Annotated in this window: 23 protein-coding genes and 1 pseudogene; 12 read left to right on the top strand and 12 right to left on the bottom strand. The window is 73.0% G+C overall.

Annotated features, from left to right (window positions below; all coding sequences use genetic code 11):
• The first annotated feature begins 155 nt into the window (after nucleotides 1-155).
• The 4 genes from ACYUD3_RS24025 (at nucleotide 156) to ACYUD3_RS24010 (ending at nucleotide 5,994) form a co-directional block, all read left to right on the top strand.
• A complete protein-coding gene (locus ACYUD3_RS24025; protein ID WP_470973173.1) occupies nucleotides 156-3,857 on the top strand; it encodes an nSTAND1 domain-containing NTPase in 3,702 nt (1,233 codons plus the stop codon).
• A 188-nt stretch (nucleotides 3,858-4,045) separates the two neighbouring features.
• Nucleotides 4,046-4,693 (top strand): hypothetical protein, encoded by a 648-nt coding sequence (locus ACYUD3_RS24020; RefSeq protein ID WP_470973170.1) that lies wholly within the window; start codon nucleotides 4,046-4,048, stop codon nucleotides 4,691-4,693.
• 21 nt (nucleotides 4,694-4,714) lie between these two features.
• The gene (locus ACYUD3_RS24015; RefSeq protein WP_470973167.1) at nucleotides 4,715-5,578 is read left to right on the top strand and encodes a glycine betaine ABC transporter substrate-binding protein; all 864 of its coding nucleotides are present in this window, start codon (nucleotides 4,715-4,717) and stop codon (nucleotides 5,576-5,578) included.
• 53 nt (nucleotides 5,579-5,631) lie between these two features.
• Nucleotides 5,632-5,994 carry a hypothetical protein gene (locus ACYUD3_RS24010; protein ID WP_470973165.1) on the top strand — a complete coding sequence of 121 codons (363 nt, stop codon included), beginning with the start codon at nucleotides 5,632-5,634 and terminating at the stop codon, nucleotides 5,992-5,994.
• 170 nt (nucleotides 5,995-6,164) lie between these two features.
• On the opposite strand, the gene ACYUD3_RS24005 is transcribed toward ACYUD3_RS24010, so the two are convergent.
• Nucleotides 6,165-6,848, bottom strand: a complete 684-nt coding sequence (locus ACYUD3_RS24005; RefSeq protein ID WP_470973162.1) for a response regulator transcription factor — start codon at nucleotides 6,846-6,848, stop codon at nucleotides 6,165-6,167.
• Between the two features lie 235 nt (nucleotides 6,849-7,083).
• A complete protein-coding gene (locus tag ACYUD3_RS24000; protein WP_470973159.1) occupies nucleotides 7,084-7,446 on the bottom strand; it encodes a hypothetical protein in 363 nt (120 codons plus the stop codon).
• A 102-nt stretch (nucleotides 7,447-7,548) separates the two neighbouring features.
• Between ACYUD3_RS24000 and ACYUD3_RS23995 the strand changes: the two genes are divergently transcribed.
• Nucleotides 7,549-8,157: a helix-turn-helix transcriptional regulator gene (locus ACYUD3_RS23995; protein ID WP_470973156.1), complete on the top strand. Its 609-nt coding sequence runs from the start codon at nucleotides 7,549-7,551 to the stop codon at nucleotides 8,155-8,157.
• Nucleotides 8,158-8,210: 53 nt separating this feature from the next.
• Here ACYUD3_RS23995 and ACYUD3_RS23990 read toward each other — a convergent pair whose 3' ends face one another.
• Nucleotides 8,211-8,930: a helix-turn-helix transcriptional regulator gene (locus tag ACYUD3_RS23990; protein WP_470973154.1), complete on the bottom strand. Its 720-nt coding sequence runs from the start codon at nucleotides 8,928-8,930 to the stop codon at nucleotides 8,211-8,213.
• A gap of 249 nt (nucleotides 8,931-9,179) precedes the next feature.
• Between ACYUD3_RS23990 and ACYUD3_RS23985 the strand changes: the two genes are divergently transcribed.
• Nucleotides 9,180-9,932 (top strand): SDR family NAD(P)-dependent oxidoreductase, encoded by a 753-nt coding sequence (locus tag ACYUD3_RS23985; RefSeq protein WP_470973151.1) that lies wholly within the window; start codon nucleotides 9,180-9,182, stop codon nucleotides 9,930-9,932.
• Between the two features lie 430 nt (nucleotides 9,933-10,362).
• On the opposite strand, the gene ACYUD3_RS23980 is transcribed toward ACYUD3_RS23985, so the two are convergent.
• The 4 genes and pseudogenes from ACYUD3_RS23980 to ACYUD3_RS23965 all read right to left on the bottom strand — a co-directional run bounded on the left by ACYUD3_RS23980 (nucleotide 10,363) and on the right by ACYUD3_RS23965 (nucleotide 12,135).
• Entirely contained in the window at nucleotides 10,363-10,485 is a 123-nt protein-coding gene (locus ACYUD3_RS23980; protein ID WP_470973281.1) for a hypothetical protein, read from the bottom strand.
• Entirely contained in the window at nucleotides 10,482-10,937 is a 456-nt protein-coding gene (locus ACYUD3_RS23975; protein WP_470973278.1) for a hypothetical protein, read from the bottom strand. Before ACYUD3_RS23975 ends, ACYUD3_RS23980 begins: the two co-directional genes overlap by 4 nt.
• Before the next feature lie 232 nt (nucleotides 10,938-11,169).
• Nucleotides 11,170-11,364 (bottom strand): annotated as a pseudogene (locus ACYUD3_RS23970) (TetR family transcriptional regulator); the annotation flags it as partial.
• A 108-nt stretch (nucleotides 11,365-11,472) separates the two neighbouring features.
• On the bottom strand, nucleotides 11,473-12,135 hold the full coding sequence (locus ACYUD3_RS23965; RefSeq protein WP_470973148.1) for a S1 family peptidase: 663 nt from the start codon (nucleotides 12,133-12,135) through the stop codon (nucleotides 11,473-11,475).
• A gap of 462 nt (nucleotides 12,136-12,597) precedes the next feature.
• Between ACYUD3_RS23965 and ACYUD3_RS23960 the strand changes: the two genes are divergently transcribed.
• The 6 genes from ACYUD3_RS23960 (at nucleotide 12,598) to ACYUD3_RS23935 (ending at nucleotide 18,339) form a co-directional block, all read left to right on the top strand.
• Nucleotides 12,598-13,755, top strand: a complete 1,158-nt coding sequence (locus ACYUD3_RS23960) for an NAD(P)/FAD-dependent oxidoreductase (RefSeq protein WP_470973145.1) — start codon at nucleotides 12,598-12,600, stop codon at nucleotides 13,753-13,755.
• Between the two features lie 41 nt (nucleotides 13,756-13,796).
• Nucleotides 13,797-14,150 (top strand): (2Fe-2S)-binding protein, encoded by a 354-nt coding sequence (locus tag ACYUD3_RS23955; RefSeq protein WP_470973272.1) that lies wholly within the window; start codon nucleotides 13,797-13,799, stop codon nucleotides 14,148-14,150.
• Nucleotides 14,131-15,546: an FAD-dependent oxidoreductase gene (locus ACYUD3_RS23950; protein WP_470973143.1), complete on the top strand. Its 1,416-nt coding sequence runs from the start codon at nucleotides 14,131-14,133 to the stop codon at nucleotides 15,544-15,546. The genes ACYUD3_RS23955 and ACYUD3_RS23950 overlap by 20 nt, the downstream gene beginning before the upstream one ends.
• Before the next feature lie 124 nt (nucleotides 15,547-15,670).
• Nucleotides 15,671-16,579: a dihydrodipicolinate synthase family protein gene (locus ACYUD3_RS23945; protein ID WP_470973140.1), complete on the top strand. Its 909-nt coding sequence runs from the start codon at nucleotides 15,671-15,673 to the stop codon at nucleotides 16,577-16,579.
• 2 nt (nucleotides 16,580-16,581) lie between these two features.
• Nucleotides 16,582-17,583, top strand: a complete 1,002-nt coding sequence (locus ACYUD3_RS23940) for a proline racemase family protein (protein ID WP_470973137.1) — start codon at nucleotides 16,582-16,584, stop codon at nucleotides 17,581-17,583.
• A gap of 54 nt (nucleotides 17,584-17,637) precedes the next feature.
• A complete protein-coding gene (locus ACYUD3_RS23935; RefSeq protein ID WP_470973135.1) occupies nucleotides 17,638-18,339 on the top strand; it encodes a GntR family transcriptional regulator in 702 nt (233 codons plus the stop codon).
• A gap of 110 nt (nucleotides 18,340-18,449) precedes the next feature.
• Here the strand turns inward: ACYUD3_RS23935 and lysA are convergent, their stop codons facing one another.
• From lysA to ACYUD3_RS23910, 5 genes are all read right to left on the bottom strand, one after another.
• Nucleotides 18,450-19,775 carry a diaminopimelate decarboxylase gene (gene lysA / locus ACYUD3_RS23930; protein WP_470973132.1) on the bottom strand — a complete coding sequence of 442 codons (1,326 nt, stop codon included), beginning with the start codon at nucleotides 19,773-19,775 and terminating at the stop codon, nucleotides 18,450-18,452.
• 13 nt (nucleotides 19,776-19,788) lie between these two features.
• Nucleotides 19,789-20,094 carry an SAV_915 family protein gene (locus tag ACYUD3_RS23925; protein ID WP_470973130.1) on the bottom strand — a complete coding sequence of 102 codons (306 nt, stop codon included), beginning with the start codon at nucleotides 20,092-20,094 and terminating at the stop codon, nucleotides 19,789-19,791.
• Between the two features lie 214 nt (nucleotides 20,095-20,308).
• Nucleotides 20,309-22,834, bottom strand: a complete 2,526-nt coding sequence (locus ACYUD3_RS23920; RefSeq protein WP_470973128.1) for an ATP-binding protein — start codon at nucleotides 22,832-22,834, stop codon at nucleotides 20,309-20,311.
• Between the two features lie 27 nt (nucleotides 22,835-22,861).
• Nucleotides 22,862-24,706: an APC family permease gene (locus ACYUD3_RS23915; RefSeq protein WP_470973126.1), complete on the bottom strand. Its 1,845-nt coding sequence runs from the start codon at nucleotides 24,704-24,706 to the stop codon at nucleotides 22,862-22,864.
• A 58-nt stretch (nucleotides 24,707-24,764) separates the two neighbouring features.
• Nucleotides 24,765-25,631 carry a TetR/AcrR family transcriptional regulator gene (locus ACYUD3_RS23910; protein ID WP_470973124.1) on the bottom strand — a complete coding sequence of 289 codons (867 nt, stop codon included), beginning with the start codon at nucleotides 25,629-25,631 and terminating at the stop codon, nucleotides 24,765-24,767.
• Nucleotides 25,632-25,742 lie beyond the last annotated feature (111 nt).

Here is a 25,742-nt window from a genome sequence, read left to right as displayed (position 1 = left end):
CCCTGACGCCGTCGCCGCGCCCCCAGTTCCCGGACGTCAGGAAAGCCACATTTCCCGAAGATCACATGACTTCGCACCAGCCCGGAACATATCTTGCTCACCACGGTGTACGGCGCCCCGGCGCGGCACCGGGGCGAGAAAGAGACGGTGGATTCATGGGGCGTCCCGAGCGGCCGGTCGATCCGGCGGCCGGTCCGGTGGAGCGGCTCGCGCACGGACTGCGGGAGCTGCGGGAGGCGGCCGGCCGGCCGACGTACCGGGCGATGGCGGAGCGGGCGCACTTCTCGGCGGCGTCGCTGGCCCAGGCGGCGGCCGGCAAGCGGCTGCCGTCGCTCGAGGTGCTCCAGGGGTATGTGCGCGCGTGCGACGGGGACCTCGGGGAGTGGGAGACACGCTGGAAGGAGGCGGAGGCCGAGGTCGCGGGGGCGCCCAGGACCGACGAGGACGCGCCGCCGCCGTACCGGGGGCTCGCGCGGTTCGAACCGGCCGACCAGGACGTGTTCTTCGGGCGGGACCGGCTGATCGAGGCGCTGCGCACGCTGGTGTGCGAGCAGCGGTTCGCGGTGCTGTTCGGGGCGTCGGGCAGCGGGAAGTCGTCGCTGCTGCGAGCCGGTCTGGTGCCCCGGCTGCGCGAGCAGATCGAGCGCCGCGAGCGGCCGGCCGTGCTGCGGGTGCTGACCCCGGGGGCCCGGCCCGCGGAGACCTACGGCAAGCTGCTGGCGCCCGCGCCGGACGAGCCGGACAGCTGGGTGGTGGTCGACCAGTTCGAGGAGGTCTTCACCCGCTGCCGGGACAAGGCGGAGCGGTCCCGTTTCATCGACCTGCTGCTGGCGGCCCAGGACCCGGAGAGCCGGCTGCGCGTGCTGATCGTCGTACGCGCCGACTTCTACGCCCGCTGCGCCGAGCACTCCGGGCTGGCCGCCGCGCTGGGGGGCGCGGGGCTGCTGGTGGGGCCGATGAGCGCGGACGAGCTGCGGGACGTGGTGGTGAAGCCGGCGCAGGCAGCGGGGCTGACGGTGGAGCGGGAGCTGACCGCGCGGATCGTCGAGGAGGTCCTGGACGAGCCGGGCGGGCTGCCGATGCTGTCGCACGCCCTGCTGGAGACCTGGCGGCGGCGGCGCGGCCGGATGCTGAGCCTGGCCGCGTACGAGTCGGCCGGCGGGGTGCGCGGCGCGATCGCGGCGAGCGCGGAGGCGGTGTACGGGGAGCTGTCGGACCAGCAGAAGCGCGCCGCGCGGCAGTTGCTGCTGCGGATGGTCGAGCCGGGCCAGGGCGCCCCGGACACCCGGCGCCCGCTGGGCAACACGGAACTCCAGGAGTGGAGCTGCACGCACGTGTCGGCGGTCGTGGAGGCGCTGACCCGGGCCCGGCTGCTGACCGGCGACGAGGACGGGCTGCATCTGGCGCACGAGTCGCTGATCACGAGCTGGCCCCGGCTGCACGCGTGGATCGACGAGGACCGCGCGCGGCTGCGCCACCACCGGGCGCTGACGGAGGCGGCCCGGCTGTGGCTGGAGCACGACCACGACCCGGGCGCCCTGTACCGGGGCACCCGGCTGGCGCGCGCCGAGGAGCTGTTCCCCCACTACAGGGACGACCCGGCGCTGACCGTGACCGAGCGGTACTTCCTGGCCGCCGGGGTGGCGGCGCGGGAGGCGGAGGCCAAGGACGCGGCGCGGGTGACGCGCCGGGCCCGGGTCCTCATGACAACGCTGTCGGCGGTGATGGCGGTGGCCCTGATCACGGGGCTCGCCGCCTGGCAGCAGCACCGGGACAACCTGAACCGGGACACGGACGACGCGGCCCGCCGGCTCGCGGACGTCGCCGACGCGCTGCGCACGACCGACCCTCGCACCGCGCAGCTCCTCGGGGTCGCCGCCTGGCGGCTGTCCCCGCTGCCGGAGACCCGCCGGGCCCTGCTGGGCTCGCTGGCGCAGCCGGAGACGGACACCTTCACCGACCCGGCGCCCGGCGACCGCCCCTCGCGTTTCCTCACCGACTCCGGCCGCACGCTGGTCAGCGTGAGCGGACTGACCTGGCGCGCCTGGGACGTGGCGAGCGACCGCGCGCGGGGCGCGGGCACCTTCCCCGACGGGTACGTCGTGTCCGTCTCCCCCGAGGGCCGGCTCCTCGTCGTCCAGCGCCCCGACGGCACCACCCGGCTGTGGGACACGGCGGCCAAGAGGTGGACGGGCGGGCCGGCGCCGACCGGCACGACGGTGGACGTGCCCGGCGGGGGCGGGGTCCTGGTGGAGAACGACGTCGGCGACGGCGTCGTACGGGTGCGTTCGGCGGGCGACGGCCGGATCCGGTTCGCCACCCCGTCGTCCACCACGGTGAGCCCGGTGGCCGGCGCCGACGGCCGGCTGGTCGCCGTGTGCCCCGCCGGGAAGGGGCCGCGCCTGTACGACGCCGCGCGGGGCCGGCCGCTGCCCGGCGGCTGGGAGAAGGCGTCCGGGGTCTGCGGTGACACCCACGCCCAGCTCACCCTCGGCCGCGGCCGGTTCGCGGTCCTGTCGGCGACGGATCTGCGGGTGTGGGACACCGCGTCGGGCCGGCAGCTCGCCGACCTGGCGACGGCGCCCGGCACGTCCGACGCGGCGCTGAGCGCGGACGGCGCCTTCGTCGCGGTGACCGACCCCGACGAGATCAAGGTGTGGCGGCTGTCCGACCCCACGTCCCCGGTCTTCCGCCACCCCCTCAACAACCAGTACCTGTACGACCGGATCACCTGGGACTCCGCCCGCCCCCTGCTGCGCTACCTCGAGGGCGGCACCGTCCACACCCTCGACCTGTCGGCGGCGGCCACCCCTGCCTGGGCCGCGCGCCCGCTGGACGGGGCCTGGCTCAGCGCGGACGGCGCCACCCTCGCCACCGCCGAACGCGCCCGCTCCGGCTACCGCTTCCAGCTGCGCGCCACCCGCGACGGCAAGGTCACCGCCGCCCTGCCGCCCCCGCGCCCGCCGACGTCGCCCGCCCCGCTCACCGGCACGCAGCCGCTGCTGGCGTTCAGCCCCGACGGCTCCGCCCTCGCCTACGGCACAGCCGCGCCCGGCCAGGGCGGTGTCACCCAGTACGTCACCCTGTGGGACACGGCCGCGGGCCGGGCGCGGACCACGCTGGACCTGACGGGAGCGGCCGGCGGCCTCCTCGACCTGGCCGTCGACGCGGGCGCGCGCACCCTGTACGCGGTGCGCTCGCCGTCCCTCGGGGTGCTGAGCACCGAGGCGTGGGACACCGCGCGCGGGCGCCGCACCGGGATACCGGCGGCCGACGGCATCCGCCTCGCGCTGCGCCCCGACGGGCGGCTGCTGCTGAGCGACGACCGCGCGGTCGCCCTGCCCTCGGGGCGGCTCGCCAACCCCGACCTCGCCCAGGGCTCCGGCACGGACGTCCTCGCCTTCGCCCCGGACGGCTCCCGGCTCGCGGCCGGCGACCACAGCGGGCGGGTGAGCCTGTGGGACGGGGCGGCCCGGCAGCGCGCCGGGGTGCTGCGCAACCTGTTCCCGGCCCCCTTCGGCGAGCTCACCGAGCTGGTCAGCGCCCTCGCCTTCAGCCCGGACGGCACCACCCTCGCCGTCGGCGGCGACGCCGGCACCCTCCAGCTGTGGGACACCGCGACCCAGCAGCCCCTCGGCGGCCCCCTGCCGACGTCCGGCGACGCGATCAGATCCCTCGCGTTCGGCCCCGACGACACGACGCTGTACGCGGCCGGCGACCATGTCCCGCTCCAGACCTACGACATAAAGCCGGACCGGGTCGCGGCGCGGGTGTGCGCGCGGACCGGGGGGACGGGGCTGAGTCCGGCGCAGTGGCGGGTGTACGTGCCGGGGGTGCCGTACCGGAAGATCTGCTGAGGTTCAGATCCACGTTCAGATCCACGTTTCAGATCCACAAGGAACCCTCAGAAAGCTCTCATGTTACCCACAGAAAACCCTGAGCCTTTTCCTTATCCCACGTTGATTTCCTGGCGCGGCGGCGCCTGTGTAATTGAGTCCAGCGAAAGGGAATTCACCCCGGATTCCCCGCTGAAAGGGAAAGGGCCATGGTTATGGCACGTCGCAATTCTGGTCGCGTCAAGCGATTCGCCGCCGCCACCGGAGCGGTCACCGCTCTCGCCATGGGCACCGGCCTGCTGATGGCCCCGACGGCGTCCGCCGAGGACAAGCCGAGCATTCCGCAGCTGCTCCAGGCCTGCAACACCACCAGCAGCTACTGCAAGTTCCACCCGCAGAAGCTCACGGACTACGTCGGCCCGAACCACCTGGTCGGCTCCCCCACCTACAACTGCGGCAACGGCGAGGGCGAGTTCGGCGTCGGTGGCGAGGACACGACCGGCTCCAGCGACTCCATCGGCGTCGCGATCACCGCCACCGCCGGTTTCGCGGAGGTCTACGAGGTCAGCTTCCAGGCCAGCTACGGCCACTCCTGGGAGCGCAGCCACACCGACAGCGAGTCGTTCACGAAGCACCTGGAGCCCGGCGACAAGGGCTGGATCGAGCGCGGCACCCCGAAGCAGAAGGTCCTCGGCTGGTACGAGATCCAGTTCAAGAACCGCTACTACGGCCACTTCGACTGGTACATCAACAACTACGAGGAGTCCGGCTTCGACACCTCGCACCCGAGGGCCGGCTACGTCAACCTCAAGAGCGCGCCGATGACGGCGGACGAGAAGCGCCAGCACTGCGGCTGACCCGCTGAAGGAGCCGTCCCCGTGACCCTTGTGCGCGCCGCCGCCCTCGCCGTCTGCTCGCTCGCCGTCCTCACCGCCTGCGCGGCCGGCGGCACCGACAGACCCGACGATCACTCGGACTGCGCCGGTACGACCGTGATCGGCACCGACGCCTCGCCGGAGAGCCGGGCCGTGGCGGCGCTCTACGGAGACCTCCTCACGGCGGCCGGGGAAGGGGTGCGGATGTCGGCCACCCGGTACGCGTCCGCCCCCGACACCGTCCGCGCCGTCGCCGCGGGCCGGCTCGACCTCGCCCCGGCGTACGAGAGCACCACCCTGGGCGCGCTGCCGCCGGCCCAGGTCCAGCCCGGTGACATGGACACCACGCTCAGCATGGCCCTGCCCGTCGGCGTGGACGCCCTCCCGCCGGCGGCGGCCCAGCGCGGGGTCGCTGTCACCGTCAGCGGCCCGGCCGCCCGCCGCCACGGCCTGCGCGGTATCGCCGACCTCGGCCGGGCGGGCGCCGCCCTGACCGTCGGCGGCGCGGCGGCCCGCGACCCCGACGCCCCCTCGGCCACCGCGCTGCGCCGGGCGTACGGCGTCACGCTCACCCCGGACGGCACGTCGGACGCGGCGGACGTGCAGCTCCTGCGCGGCACGGACCCGGAGATCGCCCGCGAGGGCCGGGTCGTGCTCGCCGATCCCGCGGGCGCGGCCCCGCCGGAGCACGTCTTCCCGCTGATCAGCGCGCCCTGTGCGCGCCCTGCCGGGCGGGCGGCACTGGCCCGGCTCAACGGTGTGCTGACGACCGGGGAGCTGGCGGGTCTGGCGGCGGCGGTGAACTCCGGCGAGAGCCCTTCGAAAGCGGCCGGAGCCTGGCTGCACGCCAAAGGGATACGGCCCTGAAAAAGGGCCCCGAGTCCCTCTCCTTTCTCCCCCACTCAGAAATCAGGTACCCCATGAAACTCCGTAAGAAGGTCACCGTGGCCGCCCTCGCCGGCGCCGCCGCCCTCGGCGTCCTGGCGACGCCCGGTACGGCCCTGGCCGGCGACAAGTACGGCCAGATCCAGGTGTGCAGCCAGTCCAATGAGCCGGTGCGGTTCTACCTCGTCGGCGAGAACCAGCACGGCGACTGGGGCGGCTCCCGCTTCTGGGACGTCGCGCCGCACGGCTGCACCACCGCGAGCGACTACTGGTGGACCCTCGGCCGCTCGGTCGAGTTCCACCACCGCAAGCCGAGCACCGGCTGGCGCTGGGAGCAGCGGGTCCTGCCGGCCAACGGCACCAACGACGGCGGGACGGTCACGCTGGTCATCGGCTGAGGCCGAAGCCGGCGTCTCTGAGGCCGGAGCCGACGTTTCTGAGGCCGAAGCCGACGTTTCTGAGGCCGAAGCCGGCCCAGCGCTTTTCGAAGCCCCCATGCGGAAGGTCCGCAGGTTCCTTCAAAGGACCTGCGGACCTTCCGCGTACCGGGCGGCCTCTGCTCCAAGGGTCAGGCGGCATGCACCAGATACCCCGCCCCCCGGACCGTACGGATCAGACACCGCCCGGAGTCGTCCAGCTTCCGCCGCAGGGTGTACACGTACGTCTCCACGACCCCCGACTCCCCCTGGAACCCGTAGTTCCACACCGTGTCGAGGATCTCCCCCTTGGACACGACCTTCCCGGCGTTGCGCAGGAGCAGCCGCAGCAGCTCGAACTCGGTCGCGGAGAGCGCGACGGGATGCCCGTGCGCCCACACCTCCCGGGTGTCCTCGTCCATCTCGACCCCGCCCGCGCGCAGCCGCCGCTCCTCCGCGAACGGAACCCGCCCGCCGCCGCGCCGGCACCGCCGCACCAGCGCCCGCAGCCGCGCGCTCACCTCGGAGACGTCGAAGGGGACGGTCACGTAGTCGTCACCGCCCATGGCCAGCGCGTGGCACTTGTCCATGACGTCCGTCCGCGCACTGAGGAACATGATCGGTACGTCGATCCCGGCCGCCCTCAGCTGCCGGCACACCTCGACCCCGCTCCCGTCGGGCAGGGCGGTGTCGAGCAGCACGACGTCGGGTGCGCGCCGGCACACCTCGCCCATCGTCTCGGCTCCCGTGGCCACGGAGTGCGCGTCGAAGCCGAGGAAGCGCAGCGCCGTCACGAGCGTCTCGGACAGGGTGGTCGATTCCTGGCTGACCAGCACGTGCAGGTGGTCAGGTACACATGGTTCATAGTTCCCCATGCGCCGAGCCTGACAAGAAGAACCTTTGTCTACGCACACCGCCGGGTCACTTCAGACAACTCCCGCGTCACATTTCCGCCCGACAGTGCTCTCCTGCTCACGGGGAGTGATGCCCCTTTCGGCGGGTCCGGGAGCAGGCCAGGGGGTGACCGGCTCTCCCACCGGTCACCCCCTGGGGCTCACGCGCCCGGAACGATCAGGTGATGTTCCAGGTGTTGGTGTTCGGTGCGGTGTAGCTGTTCACGCGGATGATGGAGTTGGGCCCGCAGTTGTTCCGGTGCCACTCGAAGCGGACGGTGTCGCCGCTGGAGACGCTGAAGGAGCTGATCTCGAAGCTGCCGCCGGCGTTGAAGCTGTAGGGGCCGCCCTGGCGGCCGGAGCCGCTCGGCGGCTCGTCGCTGATGTACACACAGTTGGCGCCGCTGGGGATCGCCGAGACGCTGACGTTGATCTGGGTGATCGTGGCGGCCGAGGCGGGCGAAGCCGCGAGGGCGACGGCCGAGGCCGCGGCGACGACGGTCGCCGCCGCGACGTGACGGGCACGCGTACGCATGTTCATCGTGATGCTCTTCCATAAGGTGGAACAGTGGGACAGGTCCCACCTTCTCCGGACGTGATCTTCCTCCAATAGAGGCAAACGTCATCGGTGCACACTTGACGGATGATCACGAACAAATCGCTCACGGTCACCCTGATCAGCGGCGGCGGCCCGGCCCCCGACGTACCCGCCGGCGTCCGGCTGCGCCCGGTCCGCGAGCCGGCCGCCACCGGCCCCCTCGGCGATGTGATCCTCTTCCACGGCCCCGGCCTGGCCCCGGAGCTGGCCCGGCTGCGGCGGACGCGGGACGGCATACCGCCCGCCGTCTTCCTCGCGCCCCGCCTCGACCACGACGACGCCTGCCTGGCCTTCGACCACGGCGCGGCCGGCTACCTCCTGGAGGGCCGCTACGGCTTCCTCCTCGCCGAGGCCCTGCGCTACGCGGTCCTCGGCGGCTGCGTCCTCGACCCGCTGATCGCGGCGGAGCAACTGGACACGACGGTCCCCCGCCGCGCCACCGCCACCGCCGCCCCCGCCGCCCCGGGCCGGCTGACGCGGCGTGAGCACGAGGTGATGGAGCTGCTGGCGCGCGGGTACAGCGTGCGGGAGGTCGCGGGGGCGCTGGCGCTGACGGAGAAGACGGTGCGGAACTATCTGACGCGGGTGTACGAGAAGTTGGGGGTGAACTCGCGGGCGCAGGCGTTGCTGCGGTGGCGGCGGGTGGGGGTGTGAGCTGACGCGGGGCCCGCTGGGCGCTGGGGGCTGCGCCCTGCCGACCCCTCGGGTCAGTTGGCCTCGCCCCCGTCCGTGAGCTGGTCGGCTGCTCTGTCCGTGAGCTGGTCGGCTGCCTCGCCCCCGCTCTGGTCGCCCCCGCTCTGGTCGAGCCAGCGGAGGATCGCCTGGGAGCGGGAGCCGACGTCCATCTTGCGGTAGATCCGGCTGAGTTGGTTGCGGACCGTCTTCGGTGTCAGCCACAGCTCGGCGGCCACTTCGCGTACCGGTCGCCCCGCGCAGAGGAGTTCCATGAGCCGGTGTTCGGCGCGGGTCAGACCGTACCGGTCGCGGGCGCGCGCCCGGGCCTCGGCGGCGCTGCGGATCTGGCGGGCGGCGATCGCCGGGTCGAGGACGCAACCACCGTGGACGGCGCAGAGCAGGGCGTGCGGGAGGAGGGCGGCGTAGCGGCCTTCCAGGAGGTAGCCGCGGGCGCGGCTCTCCAGGGCGAGGGTGACGTCCGGCCAGTCGAGGCGGGGCGCGAGGACGACGGCCGGGGGCGGTCCGCCGGGGCGCGCGGAGAGTCTACGCAGGTGGGGGGCGAGTCCGGTGCCGTACAGGAGGAGGACGTCGGTGTCGGGAGGGACGCGGTCGGGGTCAGTGACGACGCGCGCGGAGATGTCGTGGAGGAGGCCGGGGAGGAGGCTGGGGAGGGTTCGGTGGGGGGTGAGGACGGTGGTGGTGAGGCCGGTGAAGTGGGTGGGGTCGTACGGGGGGTTGAAGCAATCAGGCATGTGGGGGGTGTGGGGGTTGGGGATGGTGAACCCACGCTGGCTGTTCGGGAGTTGTCCATCACCCCCCGTTCGCCGGAGTAAACAACCCCGGGCGGTGCAGGTCACGCTGTAGGACCAGCTCAGGAGCCAAGGTCCCTCTATCGACCCTCATTCGCATGATTGGGATTGCATGCCTATAGTGATACTGAGTTTCACCCTCGGCGCCGGCCGAGCGGTGTCCCCTTCTCAGAGCTGTGTAGGAGTTGCGGAATGTCCTCTTTGCATGAAGAGACCGCGCTGGTCACCGGGTCGACCACCGGTATCGGCCGGGCCATCGCCGAGCTGCTGGCCGGCCGGGGCGCGCATGTCGTCGTCTCCGGACGGGACGCCGAGCGCGGCGAGGAGGTCGTGGCCGGGATCAGGGCGACCGGCGGCAAGGCCGACTTCGTACGGGCCGACCTGACCTCAGCCGACGGCGCCCGGCAGTTGGCGCAGGAAGCTCGGGCCGTCACCGGGCGGATCGACATCCTGGTCAACAACGCGGGGCTGTTCCCCTCCGGTCACACCGACGAGACGACGGAGGAGACCTTCGACGCGGTGTACGGCGTCAACGTCAAGGCGCCATTCTTCCTCGTCGCCGCGCTGGTCCCGGAGATGGCCGAGCGGGGCCGGGGCACGGTGGTGAACGTCAGCTCCTTCGTCGCCGACAAGCCCTCCCCCGACCGCGCCGCCTACTCCTCCTCCAAGGCCGCCCTGGACAACCTCACCAAGGCATGGGCGAAGCAGTACGGCCCCTCCGGCGTCCGCTTCAACTCGGTCGTACCGGGTCCGGTGGTGCCCGAGGAGCACCAGGAGGCCGCCGCGAGCGATCCGCGCGCGGCAGCCGCCCTGGAAGGGGTGCCCGCCCGGCGGTTCGGGTCCCCGCGCGAGATCGCGGAGGCAGTCGCCTTCCTCGCGAGCGACGACGCCGGCTTCGCGTACGGGGCTTTCCTGAACGTCGACGGCGGGGCGGGGTTGGCCTGAAGGGGGTGAGTTCCGGCGGGGGGGTGGGGGCTGGGGCAGCGGGGGTGAGGGGTCGGGTCGGCTGGGCTCGCGGGTCGGGTCGGGTTGGGCTCGCGGGTCGGGCCGGGTCGGCCGGGTGGAGTCGGGGGAGCTTGTGGGGCCGGCTGGGCTTGTGGGTCGGGCCTGGTCGGGTCAGGCAGAGTCTGATCGGCGGAGCTTGCGGGCCGAGGTGGCAGAGCTTGCGGGTCGAGTCGGGCTCGGTCTAGTCGAGTCGGGGAGCTTGCGAGGCCGGCTGGGCTTGCAGGCCGGGGCGGCTGGGCTTGCTGGCCGGGCCTGGCCGAGTCAGGTCGGGTCAGGTCGGGTCGGGTCGGGTCGGGTCGGGTCGGCCGAGCTTGCAGGTCGGCTGGTGAAGGCCGAGGGCCGGGTCGGCGGAGGTCGAAGGGGCCCGGGGCTAGCGGGGGCTGAGGACCGCGAACGCCTCGTCGATCAGCTCGACCAGGTCCCGGTCCCCGTCGGAGGCGGTCCAGTGATCGAGGGCGACGGCAAGGCAGTCGAGAGCGGCAGCGGCCTTCACCGCGAGGGGGAGCGGCGCGGGCGGGGCGACGACTCCATCGGCCTCGGCAGCTCGGTCGGTTCCGGCAACTCCAGCAACTCGATCGGCCCCGGCAACTCCAGCGGCTCGACCAGCTCCGGCGATTCCGACAGCTCCAGCAGTCCCGGCGGCTCGGTCGGTTCCGGCATCTCCAGCAGCTCGACCGGCTCCGGCGGCTCCGGCAACTCCAACGGCTTCGGCAGATCCGGCAGATCCAGCAACTCCAACGGTTCCAGCAGCTCCGGCAGCCCCAGCAGTCCCAACGGCTCGACCAGCTCCGGCGACTCCAGCACCTCCAGCAGCTCGACCAGCTCCGGCGGTTCCGACAGCTCGGTCGGCTCCAGCAGCCCCAGCAGCCCCAACGGCTCGGTCGGCTCCAGCAGCTCCAGCAACTCGGTCACCCCCACCCGCCCGATCGACCAGCGCCTGTACAAGAAGCGGCTGCCAGTCCCGATGCTGCTCCAACTGCCGCGCACAGAGCGCCGGAGTGCCCATCACCAGCCGGGTCAGGGCCAGTGCCCGGCGCGGATCCTCGCGGTACATCGGGGTGATCACATCGAGGCCGCGCCGCAGCGCCGTCCAGTCGTCCTCCCCGGCGGGACGCCCCCGCACCACATCCGCGACCTGTCGCCCATTCGCCTCGAAGGTGCTGAGGGCGACGTCCTCCTTCGTCCCGAAGTACCGCAGGAACGTGCTCCGCGACACCCCGGTCGCCGCCGCCAGATCATCGACGGTCACCTTGTCGAACCCTTTGTCCAGGAACAACTCCAGCGCGACGGGCGCGAGTTCCGCACGTACGGCGGCCCGTGCGATGTCCCTCGTGCGCGCACGTGTCGCCGCGCCATCAGCCTGTGCTCCCATACTCTGACCTGGCCCGTCGTTGATGCAATGGTGACTTTGGGTGCCCAGTATGGCACTTCGTCTCACAACGGTAACGGGACGGAACGAGACCGCCGGGGCCCTGGGGGCTCACACTCCGGTCACTTTCCTGATCCACTCCCGATGCGCGGCGACACTGCTGTACTCCTCCGGGCCGAAGCTGACGCCGACCTGCCTGCCCTTGTAGAACGCGGGGCCGCCGGAGTCGCCGGGCTCGGATTCGCCGGTGATCTTCTTGACCCGGACGGCCCGCCCGATCAGCTCGTCGTGATCGACGGCGGTCACGCGGTTGAGGGCGCTGCGCAGGTTCTTGGGCTGGGGCCCGACGCTGCCGTACCCGTAGATCTTCACGACCGCCCCCTTCACCGGGTCGGTGTGCGCCAGCTTCACGTGCTGTGCCCTGACCGGCTTGGCGAGGCGGAAGAGGGCGACGTCGTTCGGGTCGTCCGTATCAAGGTGTTCGACCTTCGTCACGGCAACCTGCGTGCCGTGACCGACGCGGGTGGAGCCCACGCGCACGGACATCTTGTTGCCGGGGTTGTCCTGGTAACAGTGGTTCGCGGTGAGGACCCAACGGTCACTCAGCATCGTGCCCGTGCAGGCGTAGTGGCCGTTGTTGTAGATCTGTACGACCCACGGCGCGGAGGTCACCGCCCTGCCTCCGCTGATCGCTTCCGCGGAGACGGCGGGGAGGGCGAAGCTCACGGCGAGGCCGACTCCGGCGGCGAGGGCGAGGCGTTGCTGGTGTCGCATGAGGGCTCCTTGACGGGGTGTGCGGACGGGGGTGCGCGGACGGGGTGTGTGCGAGTCGGTTGTCCGGTGCGGTTGTCCGGTGCGGGCTTGCTGGATCAACCTTCGCGGAGCAACCGCCCCCGCCACCTCGGCCGTTCGGCCGGAGTACCCGCCGGGCAGAGGGCCACAGCTCGTCCTTTCGGCCAGCCACCCCAGCCACCCCAACCGCCTCGGCCGGCCCAGCCACCTCCGCCACCCCAACCGACCCGACCAGCCACCTCCGCCACCCCAGCCGACCCCGACCAGCCGCCTCGGCCACCGCAGCCGCCCAGCCGGCCCCGACCAGCCACCTCGACCGCCCCGACCGCCCCGCCCCCCACACAAGGCCCGCATAACACCCGCATAACACCCGCATAACACCCGCATCCGCAGCCCTCCCCCGCCCACCTCACCCCCACCAGTGCTATATGACACGATGCCGAAATGACTCTCACGGTCCCCCACCCGGACGTCGTGATCATCGGCGCCGGCGTCGTCGGCGCGGCCTGCGCCTACTACTGCACCGCCGCCGGCCTGCGCGTGACCGTCGTCGAGAGAGGGTCGATCGGCAGCGGCTCGACGAGTGCCGGCGAGGGCAACATCCTGGTCTCCGACAAGGAGCCGGGCCCCGAACTGGAGCTGGCCCTGCTGTCGGCCCGGCTGTGGCGGGAGCTCGGCGCGGAGCTGGACATCGAGTACGAGCCGAAGGGCGGCGTCGTCGTAGCGGGGTCCCCGCAGACCGCCGAGGGGCTGCGCGGGCTCACCGAAGGGCAGCGCGCGGCCGGGGTCGAGGCGGTCGACATCAGCGCCGGCGAACTCTTCGAACTGGAGCCCAACGTCACCCGGGAGGCGGTCGGCGGCGCCTACTACCCCCAGGACGCCCAGGTCCAGCCGATGCTGGCCGCCGCCCAACTACTGCGCAGGGCACGGGAGTCGGGGGCCGTCGTACGCACCGGAACGGAGGTCACCGGGTTCGTGCGCGACCCGTGCGGTGCGGTCACCGGGGTGCGGACGACGGCCGGGACGCTCCACGCGCGGTGGGTTATCAACGCCGCCGGCACCTGGGCCGGGCAACTCGCCGCCCTCGCGGGCGCGCGCGTACCCGTCCTCCCCCGGCGCGGCTTCGTCCTGGTCACCGAACCGCTCCCGCGCGTGGTGCGGCACAAGGTGTACACGGCGGAGTACGTCGCGAACGTCGCCAGCAGCGACGCGGGCCTGGAGACCTCGGTGGTCGTCGAGGGCACCCGCGCGGGGACCGTCCTGATCGGCGCGAGCCGCGAACGCGTCGGCTTCGACCGGCGGTTGTCCCTGCCGGTGCTGCGCAGACTCGCCGCCCAGGCGATCGGCGTGTTCCCGTTCCTCGCGGACGTGTCCCTGCTGCGGAGCTACGTCGGCTTCCGCCCGTACTGCCCCGACCACCTCCCCGTCATCGGCCCCGACTCGCGCGCCCCCGGCCTGCTGCACGCCTGCGGCCACGAGGGCGCCGGCATCGGCCTGTCCGCCGCGACCGGCCACCTCCTGGCCCGGCACCTCACCACCGGCCACCCCGCCCCGGCCCTGACGGCATTCCGCCCGGACCGCTTCGAGGAGACGCCCGCATGACCCCACCCGAGGCCCGCACACCCCCGCCCGGCGAAGCCCGCATGCCCCCGCCCGGAGCCCGTACGACCCAGCCGAACGCCGGGACACCCCCACCCGGAACCCCCAACTCCCCACCCGAAGAAGCCCAGTTCACCTTCACCTTCGACAACACCCCCATCCCCGCCTCCCCCGGCCAGACCCTCGCCGCCGCCCTCATCGCCTCCGGCCGCCGCTCCTGGCGCACCACCCGCGTGGAGGCCCGCCCCCGCGGCGTCTTCTGCGGCATCGGCGTCTGCTTCGACTGCCTCATCACCGTCAACGGCCGCCCCAACCAACGCGCTTGCCTGACGGAGGCCCACCCCGACGACGTGGTCGTCACCCAGGAAGGAGCCGGCCATGACGACCTCGCCTGCTGAGCGCTACGACGTCGCGGTGCTCGGCGCGGGCCCGGCCGGCCTCTCCGCCGCCGTGGCCGCCGCCTCCCAGGGCGCCCGGACAGCCCTGATCGACGCAGCGCCCCGCCCCGGCGGCCAGTACTGGCGCCACCGCCCAGGAGCCGACGGCACCCTGCACCACGACTGGGCCCAATTCACAGAGCTACGAGCTGAATTGACGGCTCATCAACTACTCGACCACCACCCCGCCCACTCCATCTGGCACGTGGAACGCACCCCCTCAGGCTTCACCACCCACACCACCACCGACGACCACCCCCGCACCTTCCACAGCCGCACAGTGATCGTCGCGACCGGCGCCTACGACCGCCAACTCCCCTTCCCCGGCTGGACACTTCCCGGCGTCTACACGGCCGGCGCTGCCCAGGCCCTCCTCAAAGGCCAGGGCGTGCTCGCCGGACAACGCGTCGCCGTCGCCGGCACGGGCCCCTTCCTCCTCCCGGTCGCCGCGGGCCTGGCCGACGCCGGCGCCGACGTCGTGGGCGTCTTCGAGGCGGGCCGGCCCACCGCCTTCGCCCGCCACCCCCTCACGACCGCCCGCAACCTGCCCAAACTCACCGAGGGCGCGGGCTACTTGAGGACTCTCCGCACGCATCGGGTGCCGTACCGGACGCGTACGGCGGTCGTCGCCGCGCACGGCACGGACGGCGTCACCGGGGTCACCGTGGCCCGGCTCGACGCGCGCTGGCGGATCGTCCCCGGCAGCACGCGCGAGATCGCGTGCGACACGGTGGCCGTCGGCTACGGGTTCACCCCGCAGACCGAACTCCCCCTCCAACTCGGCTGCGAGACACGGCTGGACGCGGACGGCAGCCTCGTCGCGCGCGTGGACACCCGGCAGCGGTCGACGGCGGCCGGCGTGTACGTCGCCGGGGAGGCGTGCGGTGTCGGAGGCGCCCAGCTGTCCGCCGTAGAAGGTGAACTCGCCGGTCTGCACGCGGCGTTGGTGACCACGGGGGCCGTACCGGAGCGGCGGCGGCTCGCGCGGCTGCTGCGCCGAAGGGGCGTCCAGCGGGCGTTCGCGGCGGCGCTGCACGCGGCGTACCCGGTGCCGGACGGCTGGCAGGGGTGGCTGCGGGACGACACCGTCGTGTGCCGGTGTGAGGAGGTCAGCGTCGGTGAAGTCCGGTCGGCCGTCCGCGAGTTGGGGGCGAGTGAGCCGCTCGCGGTGAAGCTCGCGGTACGGCCCGGGATGGGGCTGTGCCAGGGGCGGGTGTGCGGGTACGCGACCGCGTGCCTCGTGAGCGGCACGCCGACCGCCGACGGGCTGCGCGGGCTGTCCGCACGGCCGGTGGCCCAGCCGCTGACCTTGGGGGCACTGGCAACGGGGGGTAAGGGAAGCCCAGTTGACCCATGACCGCACACCCATGACAGCCAACTCCCCCCTATGTAGTGTGATATATCACTGTCCCCCTCACCACTGCCCCCTCACCACTGCCCCCTCACCACTGCCCCCATCGCTGCCCCCACCGGAGGTGCCCATGACCCAGCCCAAGCCCTGGCACGGCGTGCTCGTCGCCACCGCCCTCCCCCTGCGCCCGACGGCCGAAGACACCACCCTGGCCGTCGACTTCGACGGCTACGCCGAGCACGTCACCTGGCTCGCGGCGAACGGCTGCGACGGCGTCACCCCGAACGGCTCGCTCGGCGAGTACCAGAACCTGACCCCCGAGGAGCGCGCCCGCGTGGTGACGACGGCCGTGGCCGCCGCCCCGGAGGGTTTCTCCGTGATGCCGGGCGTCGCCGCCTACGGCTCCGGCGAGTCCCTGCGCTGGGCCGAACAGGCCGCCGAGGCGGGCGCGGCGGCCGTGATGCTGCTGCCGCCGAACTCCTACCGGGCCGACCGCCGCGCGGTCGTCGCCCACTACCGCGAAGTGGCCCGCGCGGGGCTGCCGGTGGTGGCGTACAACAACCCGTACGACACGAAGGTCGACCTCGTCCCGGAGCTGCTGGCGGAGCTGTACGAGGAGGAACTGATCGTCGGCGTCAAGGAGTTCTCGGGGGACGTCCGCCGCTACTACCAGATCAGTGAACTCGCCCCGGGGCTCGACATCTTGGCCGGCAGCGACGACGTCTCGCTGGAGCTGGCGATCGCCGGTTCGCCGGGCTGGGTCTCCGGCTACCCCAACGCATTGCCGCGCGCCTGCGCCGAGTTGTGGCGCTCGGCCTCGGCGGGCGACCTGAAGACCGCGCTGCCGCTGTACCGGCTGCTGCATCCGCTGCTGCGCTGGGACTCGCGCACCGAGTTCGTCCAGGCCATCAAGCTCAGCATGGACCTGGTCGGCCGCTACGGCGGCCCCTGCCGTCCGCCGCGCGTCGAACTCACCGAGGAACAGGCGCTGTTGGTGCGTACGGCGACGGAGAAGGCCGTCGCGGAAGGGCTCGTCTGACGATGCGCAGCAGCCGTGTCTTCCACGCCGTCGACTCGCACACCGAGGGCATGCCGACCCGGGTGATCACGGGCGGGGTCGGGGTGATCCCGGGGGCGACGATGTTCGACCGCCGCCGTCACTTCGTCCAACACCTCGACCACGTACGCAAGTTCCTCATGAACGAGCCGCGCGGGCACGCGGCGATGAGCGGGGCGATCCTCCAGCCGCCGACCCGTCCGGACGCCGACTTCGGGGTGCTGTACATCGAGACGTCGGGGTGTCTGCCGATGTGCGGGCACGGCACGATCGGCGTGGCGACGGTGCTGGTGGAGACGGGGATGGTGACGGTCGAGGAGCCGGTCACGACGATCCGGCTCGACACCCCGGCGGGGCTGGTCGTCGTCCAGGTCCGCGTCGAGGACGGCTCGGCCAGGTCGGTGACCTTGCGCAACGTCCCGTCGTTCGCGCTGGCCCTGGACCGGACGGCCAAGGTGCCGGGCTGGGGCGAGGTTCCCTACGACATGGCGTTCGGCGGCAACTTCTACGCCATCGTCCAACTCGACGATCTGGGGCTGCCGTTCGACCGCGCGCACAAGAACCGGCTCATGGACGCGGGCCTGGCGATCATGGCGGCCGTCAACGAGCAGGACCGGCCGGTGCACCCCGGGAACCCCGAGATCGGCGGCGTCCACCACGTCTATCTGGCGGCCCCCGGCTCCACCCCGGCGCACTCGCGGCACGCGATGGCCATCCACCCCGGCATGTTCGACCGCTCCCCCTGCGGCACCGGCACGAGCGCCCGCATGGCCCAGTTCCACGCGCGCGGACTCCTGCCGCTGCACACGGAGTTCCGCAACGAGTCCTTCATCGGCACCCATTTCACCGGGGAGTTGGTGGCCGAGACCGAGGTGGCGGGCGTACCGGCGGTGGTCCCGACGGTAACAGGGCGCGCGTGGATCACGGGGACCGCGCAGTACCTGTACGACCCCGACGACCCGTTCCCCGAGGGCTTCGAGCTGTGAGTAAGTCCCTTGAGTTCCAAGAGAGTTGCCCCAGCTGTGAGAGAAGGACCTGAGATGAGCGCGGACGTCCGGCTGCCCTCGTTCCGTGGCCGCCGCAACCTCCGTGAGGAGATCGCCGAGACCCTGCACGGGGCGGTGATCTCCGGCGAGATGAAGCCCGGCGTCGTCTATTCGGCGCCGAGCCTCGCCGAGCGGTTCGAGGTCTCCCCCACGCCGGTGCGCGAGGCGCTGCTGGACCTCGCGAAGGAGGGGCTCGTCGAGGTCGTACGCAACAAAGGTTTCCGCGTCACGGTGCTGTCCGCGAAGGAGTTGGACGACGTCACGGAGCTGCGGGCGCTGATCGAGCCGCCGACCGTGCGGCGGATCACCGAGCGGGGAGTGCCCGCGAAGGCGCTCAAGCGGCTGCGGCCCCTCGCGGCCGGGATCGAGAAGGCCGCCGCCCGGCGGGACTTCATCGCGCACGTCACCATCGACATGCAGTTCCATCTTGCGCTGCTCGAACTCGCCGACAATCCACGGCTGTTGGAGACCGTGCGGGCGCTGCGGACCAGCTCCCGCATCTATGGTCTGCGGCAACTCCCGGCCGGGGGCGCGCTGTTCGACTCCTCGCACGAGCACACGGAGTTGCTCGATCTGATCGAGGCGGGGGACGCGGCGGGGGCGGAGGAGCTGATGCGACGTCATATCGGGCATGTGCGCGGGATTTGGAGCGGAGAGCACGCCGCGGCTGAGGACACTCCAACACCGCCCCGATAGAGGCGAGTTGGCCCGGGCGGGACGGCCGGTGTGGGCGTCGGCAGGCCGGCCCGCCCGGGAGTCACACGGGCTACCGCCCGAAGTCCCGGCTCACGGCCCGAAGTTCCCGCTCACAGCCCGACGTCCCGGCTCCGGATGTCCTCCAGCGACTCCCGCCGCACCAGCAGCCGCGCGATCCCGTCCCGCACCGCGGCCACGGGCGGCCGGCCGACCAGGTTGTACCCGGAGGCCATCGACAGGTGGTAGGCGCCCGCGACGGGCACGGCGAGGAGGTCCCCGGGGCGCAGGTCGGCGGGGAGTTCGGCGTCCGCCGCGAGGATGTCGCCCGCCTCGCAGTGCCGGCCCACGACGGTCGTGCGGGCGAGGGCGGCCGTGCTGTGCCGGCCGGCCAGGCGGGGCGCGTAGCGGACGCCGTACAGGGCCGGGCGCGGGTTGTCGCTCATGCCGCCGTCGACGGCGGCGAAGGTGGTCGTACCGGTCCGTTTGACCGCGAGGACCCGGTAGAGGGCGATGCCGGCCGGGCCCGCTATGGCGCGGCCGGGTTCGACGAGCAGGCGGGGCACGGGCAGGCCCGCGGCGGCGCACGCGTCGGTGAGTTCGGCGCGGACCTTGCGGGCCAGGGCGGTCAGGTCGAGGGCCGGGTCGCCGGGGTGGTAGGCGATGCCGTGCCCGCCGCCGAGGTCGAGTTCGGGCAGCAGCAGCCCGTGCTGCTCGCGCAGCCTGGCCATGAGCCCGACCATGCGGCGTACGGCGACGAGGTACGGCTTGACGCTGGTGATCTGGGAGCCCAAGTGGCAGTGCAGGCCGGTGAGTTGCAGCTGGGGCTGGTCGAGGATGCGGGCGATGGCGTGCTGGGCGTGGCCGTCGGCGATGGAGAGGCCGAACTTCTGGTCGTCGGTGCCGGTGCGGATCTTCTCGTGGCCGCCCGCGCTGATGCCGGGCACGACGCGGACCATGACTCTCTGGTGGCCGCCGGGGCCGACGGCGGCGGCGAGCCGGGCGATCTCGGAGGGGCTGTCGATGACGATGCGGCCGACGCCGAGGCGCAGCGCCGCCTCCAGGTCGCGGGGCGACTTAGCGTTGCCGTGCAGGACGATGCGGTCCGCCGGAAAGCCTGTGGTGACGGCGAGTTCGAGTTCGCCGGCGGAGCAGACGTCGAGCCCGAGCCCTTCCTCCTCGACCCAGTGGGCCATCGCCCGGCACAGGAACGCCTTGGCCGCGTACAGGACTTCGGCGGCGGGGAAGGCGTCGCGGTAGGTGCGGCAGCGGTCGCGGACCTCGGCCTCGTCGAGGACGTAGACGGGGGTGCCGAACCGCTCGGCGAGGTCGGCGAGTTGAACGCCGCCCACGGAGAGGTCGCCGGACACGGGCTCGGTCGTGGAGGCGGGCCATATGGCCAACTCGCCGGACGTGACGGGTTCGTGGACCGTGGTCATCGGGGCTCCTCCCTCAACGCAGCGCGGAGACGTCGGAGTTGACCGTGGTCTGCGGGTCGACCGTGACGACGGTGACGCCGAGCGGCTCGGTCAGCTCGCGCAGCGCGGGCTCGGCCAGCTCCATCCAGGCCTGCCCGCTGCCGAGGGTGGCGGTGAGCCGTCCCACGGAGGTGAAGCCGACGGCCGTGCGGGCGCCGAGCGAGGTGCGGAAGAGCCGGGCCGCACACCCGGACGGGCCCGGCCGGACCGGGACGTACAGGGGTCCGGCCGGGAACCGATCGGAGGGCTCGGAGTCGTCGCCGTACAGGACTTCGGTCATGTCGCTGCCTCCAGGAGAGGTGGTCTGGTGGCCCCGGTCGCGGGGAGGCGCTCCGGGGCTCGCTCCTGACGGTATGCCCGTTCCCCGGGGGGCGCGGACCCGCCCTGACGTGACGCTGACGATGTTTGGGGTGACCTTGACGCGGCGCTGACGGGAACTCATGTGCGGGCGGGGTCGTTATCTCCGCAAAGAGCGAGTTTCCGAGGGGAGGTGACTAAATATGAAGATTCGTCTGTTTTCGCGCCGCGGCCGCGGGCAGCGCCAGGACCATCGTCAGTCCGCCGCCCGGCGTGTCCTCCGCGCGCAGCGTCCCGCCGACGGCCTCGGCGAACCCGCGCGCGACGGCGAGGCCGAGGCCGACGCCCACTCCGCGCGGGGCGTCGCCGTAGCGCTGGAAGGGCTCGAAGATGCGGGACTTGGCGTCGTCGGGGACGCCGGGGCCGCGGTCGACGACGCGCAGCTCCACGCGGTCGCCCAGGGCGCTGGCGGAGACGAGGACCTTCGCGCGCGCGGGGCTGTGCTTGACGGCGTTCTCGACGACGTTGGCGACGGCCCGCTCCAGCAGCCCCCGGTCGACGTGGACCATGGGCAGCGTCTCCGGGATGTCGAGGTCGACGCTGTCCTCGGGGACGCCGCCGAGCGCCATGGGGACGACTTCGTCGAGGTCGGTCTCGCGCAGCACCGGGGTGACCGTGCCGGTCTGGAGGCGGGACATGTCCAGCAGGTTGCCGACCAGGTTGCCGAGGCGGTCGGCGCCCTCCTCGATCGCCTCCAGCAGCTCCGCCTGGTCCTGCGCCGACCACTCGACGTCGTCCGAGCGCAGCGACGTCACCGCCGCCTTGATGCCGGCGAGCGGGGTGCGCAGGTCATGACTGACGGCGGCCAGGAGCGCCGTACGGATGCGGTCGCCCTCGGCGAGTTCCTTCGCCCGGCCGGCCTCCCGGCGCAGCCGCTGGCGGTCGAGGGCGACGGCGGCCTGCGCGGCGAACGCGGCGAGGACGCGCCGGTCGGCGGCGGGCAGCACGCGCCCGCGCAGGGAGAGCGCCATGTGGTCGCCGACGGGTACGTCGACGTCGGCGTCCTCGGGGATGCCCGCGGGCCGGGGTCCCGCGCTGCCGGCGCACGTCCAGGGCTCGTTCTCGCCGGAGCGCTCCAGGAGGGCCGCCGACTCCATCCCGAAGGTCTCGCGGACCCGTTCGAGGAGCGCTTCGAGGCCGGTCTCGCCGCGCAGGACGTTGCCCGCGAGGAACGACAGGATCTCCGACTCGGCGCGCAGCCGGGCCGCCAGGTGGGTGCGCCGCGCGGCGAGGTCGACGACGGAGGCGACCGACACCGCGACGCCGACGAATATGGCGATGGCGACGATGTTCCTGGGGTCGGCGATCGTCAGGGCGTGCACGGGCGGGGTGAAGTACCAGTTCAGCAGCAGCGAGCCGACGACCGAGGAGGCGAGCGCCGGGTAGAGGCCGCCGATCAGGGCCGCCGCGACCGTCAGGGTGAGGTACAGCAGCATGTCGTTGGCGAGGCCGACGTCGAACGCCTCCTGGGTGAGCAGCAGCGTCAGCAGCGCGGGCCCGAGCACGCCGGTCGCCCAGCCGGCGAGGGCCCGGGAGCGGCCGAGGCGGGCCCCGCGCGCGGCGGGCAGTCCGCGTCCCTTGCCGGCCTCGCCGTGGGTGATGAGGTGGACGTCGAGGTCGGGTCCCGAGTCGCGGGCGACGGTGGCGCCGACGCCGGGCCCGAGGACGTGGCTCCAGCTGCGCCGCCGGGAGACGCCGAGCACTATCTGCGTGGCGTTGACCCCGCGCGCGAAGTCGAGGAGCGCGGCGGGGACGTCGTCGCCGACGACATGGTGGAAGGTGCCGCCCAGGTCCTCGACCAGCGTGCGCTGGAGGGCGAGTTCGCGGGGCGAGGCGCCGGTGAGGCCGTCGCTGCGGGAGATGTACACGGCGAGGACTTCACCCCCGGCGCCCTTCTCGGCGAGCCGCGCGGCGCGGCGTACGAGGGTGCGGCCTTCGGGGCCCCCGGTGAGGCCCACGACGATGCGTTCGCGCGAACCCCAGATCGTGGACACCTCGTGTGCGCTGCGGTACTCGGTGAGGTAGGCGTCGACGCGGTCGGCCACCCACAGCAGGGCCAGCTCCCGCAGGGCGGTGAGGTTCCCGGGACGGAAGTAGTTGGCGAGGGCCGCGTCGACCTTGTCGGGCCGGTAGATGTTGCCGTGCGCCATACGGCGGCGCAGCGCCTCGGGGGACATGTCGACCAGCTCGATCTGGTCGGCGCGCCGGACGACCTCGTCGGGGACGGTCTCGCGCTGGCGCACCCCGGTGATGGACTCGACGATGTCGCCGAGGGATTCGAGGTGCTGGATGTTGACGGTGGAGACGACGTCGATGCCGGCCGCCAGCAGTTCCTCGACGTCCTGCCAGCGTTTGGCGTTGCGCGAGCCGGGGACGTTGCTGTGCGCGAGTTCGTCGACGAGGGCGACACGCGGGCGGCGGGCGAGGACGGCGTCGATGTCCATCTCGCCGAAGACGGCGCCCCGGTGCGTGAGGGAGCGCCGCTCGATCTGCTCCAGGCCGTGCAGCATCACCTCGGTGCGCGGCCGGTGGTGGTGCTCCACGAAGGCGACCACGCAGTCGGTGCCGCGCTCGATGCGGCGGTGGGCCTCGGAGAGCATGTGGTAGGTCTTGCCGACGCCGGGCGCGGCGCCGAGGTAGATGCGGAGCTTGCCGCGTGCCATGGCGTCCCTCTGGGGAGAACGGGCTGGTCAGGGGCGGGGGATGCGGAAACGCAGCCGGCAGATCACGGCGCCGGTCTCGCGTCGTACGGCGTGGGCGACGACGGCTCCGCGCTGGTTCTGGAGCAGCTGCTGCCAGAGGTGTTCGGGTTCGGTCTCCGGTATCAGGACGGTGACCTGGGTGCCCGGTTCGGCGGCGGCGCAGTCGCGGACGTACGCGGCGATCGGCCGGCCCAGGGAACGGCGCTCCCAGGTGAGCGTGACCAGCGGGACGCCGGGGTCCCAGTCGGCCCAGGCCCGCTCCAGGGCGTGCAGGGCGGCGCGGTCCTCGGGGTCGGGGTGGCAGACGGTGACCGCGCGGACCTCGTCGCCCAGCGAACCGGCGGCCGTGAGCGCCTCGGAGGTCAGCCGGGACAGGGTGGAGACGGGGACGAGAACCAACGACCGTTCCCGGTGCGGATGTTCAGGAGTGCGGCCGAGCCCGAGCCGCTCACCGATCCGGCCGTACGCGCGGTGCACGGCCTCGAAGGCGGCGACCAGGATCGGCAGCGCGACGACGATCAGCCAGGCGCCCTCCTCGAACTTGCTGACGGTGACGACGACGGCCGCGACCCCGGTGAGCACCGCCCCGAACCCGTTGAGCAGCGCCTTCCCGTGCCATCCGGGGCCGCGCTCCAGCCTCCAGTGCCGGACCATGCCGACCTGGGCGACGGTGAAGCCGACGAACACGCCGATCGCGAAGAGCGGGACGAGGGTGTTGGTGTCGCCGCCGGAGAAGACCAGCAGGCCCGCGGAGACGGCGGCGAGGGCGAGGACGCCGTGCCGGTGGACCTGCCGGTCGGCCTTGAGCGCGAAGACGTGCGGCGCGTAGTTGTCCCGCGCGAGGAGCTTCAGCAGCACCGGCAGCCCGCCGAAGGAGGTGTTCGCGGAGAGCGCCAGCAGGATCATCGTCGCGAACTGGATGACGTAGAAAGCCCAGTTGTGCCCCAGCGCGGCGTCCGCGAGCTGGGCGAGGACGGTGACGCCCGCGACCGGCTGGAGATGGAACCGCCCGATGAGCACGGACAGCCCGATGAGCATCAGCCCGAGGACGGCGCCCAGGGCGACCTCCGCGCGCTGGGCGCGCCGCACGCGCGGGACGCGGAAGGAGGGCACGGCGTTGGCGATGGCCTCGACGCCGGTCAGCGCGGCGCACCCGGAGGCGAACGCCTTCAGCAGGAGCAGCGCGCCGACACTGGTGGCGTTGCCGGCGACCACGGAGGCGTGCCCCTGGGCAGCGGCCGTGCTCACGGGGGCGTCCCGGAAGAGCCCGACAACGATCAGCACGAAGATCGACCCGACGAACACGGCGGTCGGCACGACGAACGCCTTCGCGGACTCCACGATCCCGCGCAGGTTCACCCCGGTGATCAGCACGAGCACGGCCAGGCACAGCCACAGCCGCTCGGGGTACAGCGAGGGGAACGCCGAGGTGAGCGCGGCGACCCCGGCCGTGACGGCGACGGCCACGTTCAGGACGTAGTCGAGGACCAGCGAGGCGGCGGCGGCAAGGCTGGTGCGCGCCCCGAGGTGCGCCTTGGCGACGGCGTAGGACCCGCCGCCGTCCGGAAAGGCCGCGATGACCTGCCGGTACGACGCGACGAGCACCGCCAGCAGCGCGGCGATGGCGAGCGTGACCGGCATGGTGAAGCCCAGCCCGTGCGCGCCGGCGGCGGCGAGGACGAGGACGATCGCCTCGGGGCCGTACGCGACCGAGGCCATGGCGTCCAGGGAGAGCGCGGCGAGGCCGGTGACGGCGGTCAGCCGGTGCCGTTCGCCGGGGTCGGGCGGCTCCTCGCCGGCGGGGACTTCCGGCAGGGTGGTCAGGACGGACATGGCACGTGCTCCTTCGTCACTCCGGCCGCGCACCGGGGTGACGTGTGCACGGGTGCCCTCAGGGTGCGGGTGCCTCGGGGGGCCGCCGGGACTTCCTTGCGGGTTCTTCGCGCCGATCGGGGGGACTTTGACGGGATCTTGACGGGGGTGGGGGTGCGGCGGGGGTTGCGCCGGCCCTCAGCTCGGGGGCGGTTGTGCCGAGCCCCGGCTCGGGGGCGGCAGGGTGGTCCTTGCCGAGCCCCAGCCCAGGGGCCGTTGCTCCGAGCCCCAGCTCGGGGGCCGTCTTGTCGAGCCGCAGCCCGGGATGCGGCGCGCCGGGTTCCAGCAGCCGGTGCAGCAGGGACTGTTCGAGTTCGGCCAGGACCGACTCGCCGGCCGCGTTCGCGCGCGGCAGGCTGCGCCACAGGACGAGCTGGCCGTGCAGAGCCGTCCAGAGGTGGGTGCCCAGGATCTCGGCGTCCTCGCGGGTGCGGCCGGTGGCGGCGAGGTAGTCGCCGACGGCGCCGGTCCAGGCGGCGCGGACCCGTACGAGGGGGTGGTCGGCGACGGGGGCGCGCGCGGGCTCGTACTCCAGGCCGAACATGAGCCGGTAGCGCAGGGGCTGGTCGACGGCGTAGCGGCGGTAGGCGAGGACGGTCGCGCGGATGCGCTGCCAGGGGTCGGCGGCGCCGGCCGCCTCGCCCGCGCCGTCCATGGCGGCGACCAGGCCCCGGTAGGCGGCGTCGAGGACGGTCCGCAGGAGGTCGGTCTTGTCCTTGAAGTGCAGGTAGATGCTGGGCGCCGCGATGCCGACCTCGCGGGCGACCCCGCGCAGGGACAGGGCGTTCTCGCGGCCGGTGTCCTCCAGGATACGGGTGGCGGCGGCGAGGATCTCCTCGCGCAGCCTGCGGCCCTCGCCCCAGGCGTTGGTGGTCCGTCGCGCCACTGTGTCCCCTCTCCGACGCGCCCGGCCGCGCGTCCCGTCGCTCACCCATTTTCGGTCAGATCCCGGCGGGCGGGCCGGGTGGCCCCCTCTCGATCACCTAACGGTGTTAGC

The organism is Streptomyces sp. AMJ-169, from assembly GCF_055597585.1.
This window is presented reverse-complemented; position numbering and strand designations above follow the sequence as displayed.

Bases quoted from the DNA above. Each gene is read 5' to 3' on its own strand.
- ACYUD3_RS24025 (WP_470973173.1), top strand. From the start codon at position 156: ATGGGGCGTCCCGAGCGGCCGGTCGATCCGGCGGCCGGTCCGGTGGAG.
- lysA (WP_470973132.1), bottom strand. From the start codon at position 19,775: ATGACCACGGTCCACGAACCCGTCACGTCCGGCGAGTTGGCCATATGG.
- ACYUD3_RS23920 (WP_470973128.1), bottom strand. From the start codon at position 22,834: ATGGCACGCGGCAAGCTCCGCATCTACCTCGGCGCCGCGCCCGGCGTC.
- ACYUD3_RS23935 (WP_470973135.1), top strand. From the start codon at position 17,638: ATGAGCGCGGACGTCCGGCTGCCCTCGTTCCGTGGCCGCCGCAACCTC.
- ACYUD3_RS24000 (WP_470973159.1), bottom strand. From the start codon at position 7,446: ATGAACATGCGTACGCGTGCCCGTCACGTCGCGGCGGCGACCGTCGTC.
- ACYUD3_RS23960 (WP_470973145.1), top strand. From the start codon at position 12,598: ATGACTCTCACGGTCCCCCACCCGGACGTCGTGATCATCGGCGCCGGC.
- ACYUD3_RS23915 (WP_470973126.1), bottom strand. From the start codon at position 24,706: ATGTCCGTCCTGACCACCCTGCCGGAAGTCCCCGCCGGCGAGGAGCCG.
- ACYUD3_RS23925 (WP_470973130.1), bottom strand. From the start codon at position 20,094: ATGACCGAAGTCCTGTACGGCGACGACTCCGAGCCCTCCGATCGGTTC.
- ACYUD3_RS23965 (WP_470973148.1), bottom strand. From the start codon at position 12,135: ATGCGACACCAGCAACGCCTCGCCCTCGCCGCCGGAGTCGGCCTCGCC.
- ACYUD3_RS23985 (WP_470973151.1), top strand. From the start codon at position 9,180: ATGTCCTCTTTGCATGAAGAGACCGCGCTGGTCACCGGGTCGACCACC.
- ACYUD3_RS23955 (WP_470973272.1), top strand. From the start codon at position 13,797: ATGCCCCCGCCCGGAGCCCGTACGACCCAGCCGAACGCCGGGACACCC.
- ACYUD3_RS23940 (WP_470973137.1), top strand. From the start codon at position 16,582: ATGCGCAGCAGCCGTGTCTTCCACGCCGTCGACTCGCACACCGAGGGC.
- ACYUD3_RS24010 (WP_470973165.1), top strand. From the start codon at position 5,632: ATGAAACTCCGTAAGAAGGTCACCGTGGCCGCCCTCGCCGGCGCCGCC.
- ACYUD3_RS23990 (WP_470973154.1), bottom strand. From the start codon at position 8,930: ATGCCTGATTGCTTCAACCCCCCGTACGACCCCACCCACTTCACCGGC.
- ACYUD3_RS23945 (WP_470973140.1), top strand. From the start codon at position 15,671: ATGACCCAGCCCAAGCCCTGGCACGGCGTGCTCGTCGCCACCGCCCTC.
- ACYUD3_RS24020 (WP_470973170.1), top strand. From the start codon at position 4,046: ATGGTTATGGCACGTCGCAATTCTGGTCGCGTCAAGCGATTCGCCGCC.
- ACYUD3_RS23950 (WP_470973143.1), top strand. From the start codon at position 14,131: ATGACGACCTCGCCTGCTGAGCGCTACGACGTCGCGGTGCTCGGCGCG.
- ACYUD3_RS23995 (WP_470973156.1), top strand. From the start codon at position 7,549: ATGATCACGAACAAATCGCTCACGGTCACCCTGATCAGCGGCGGCGGC.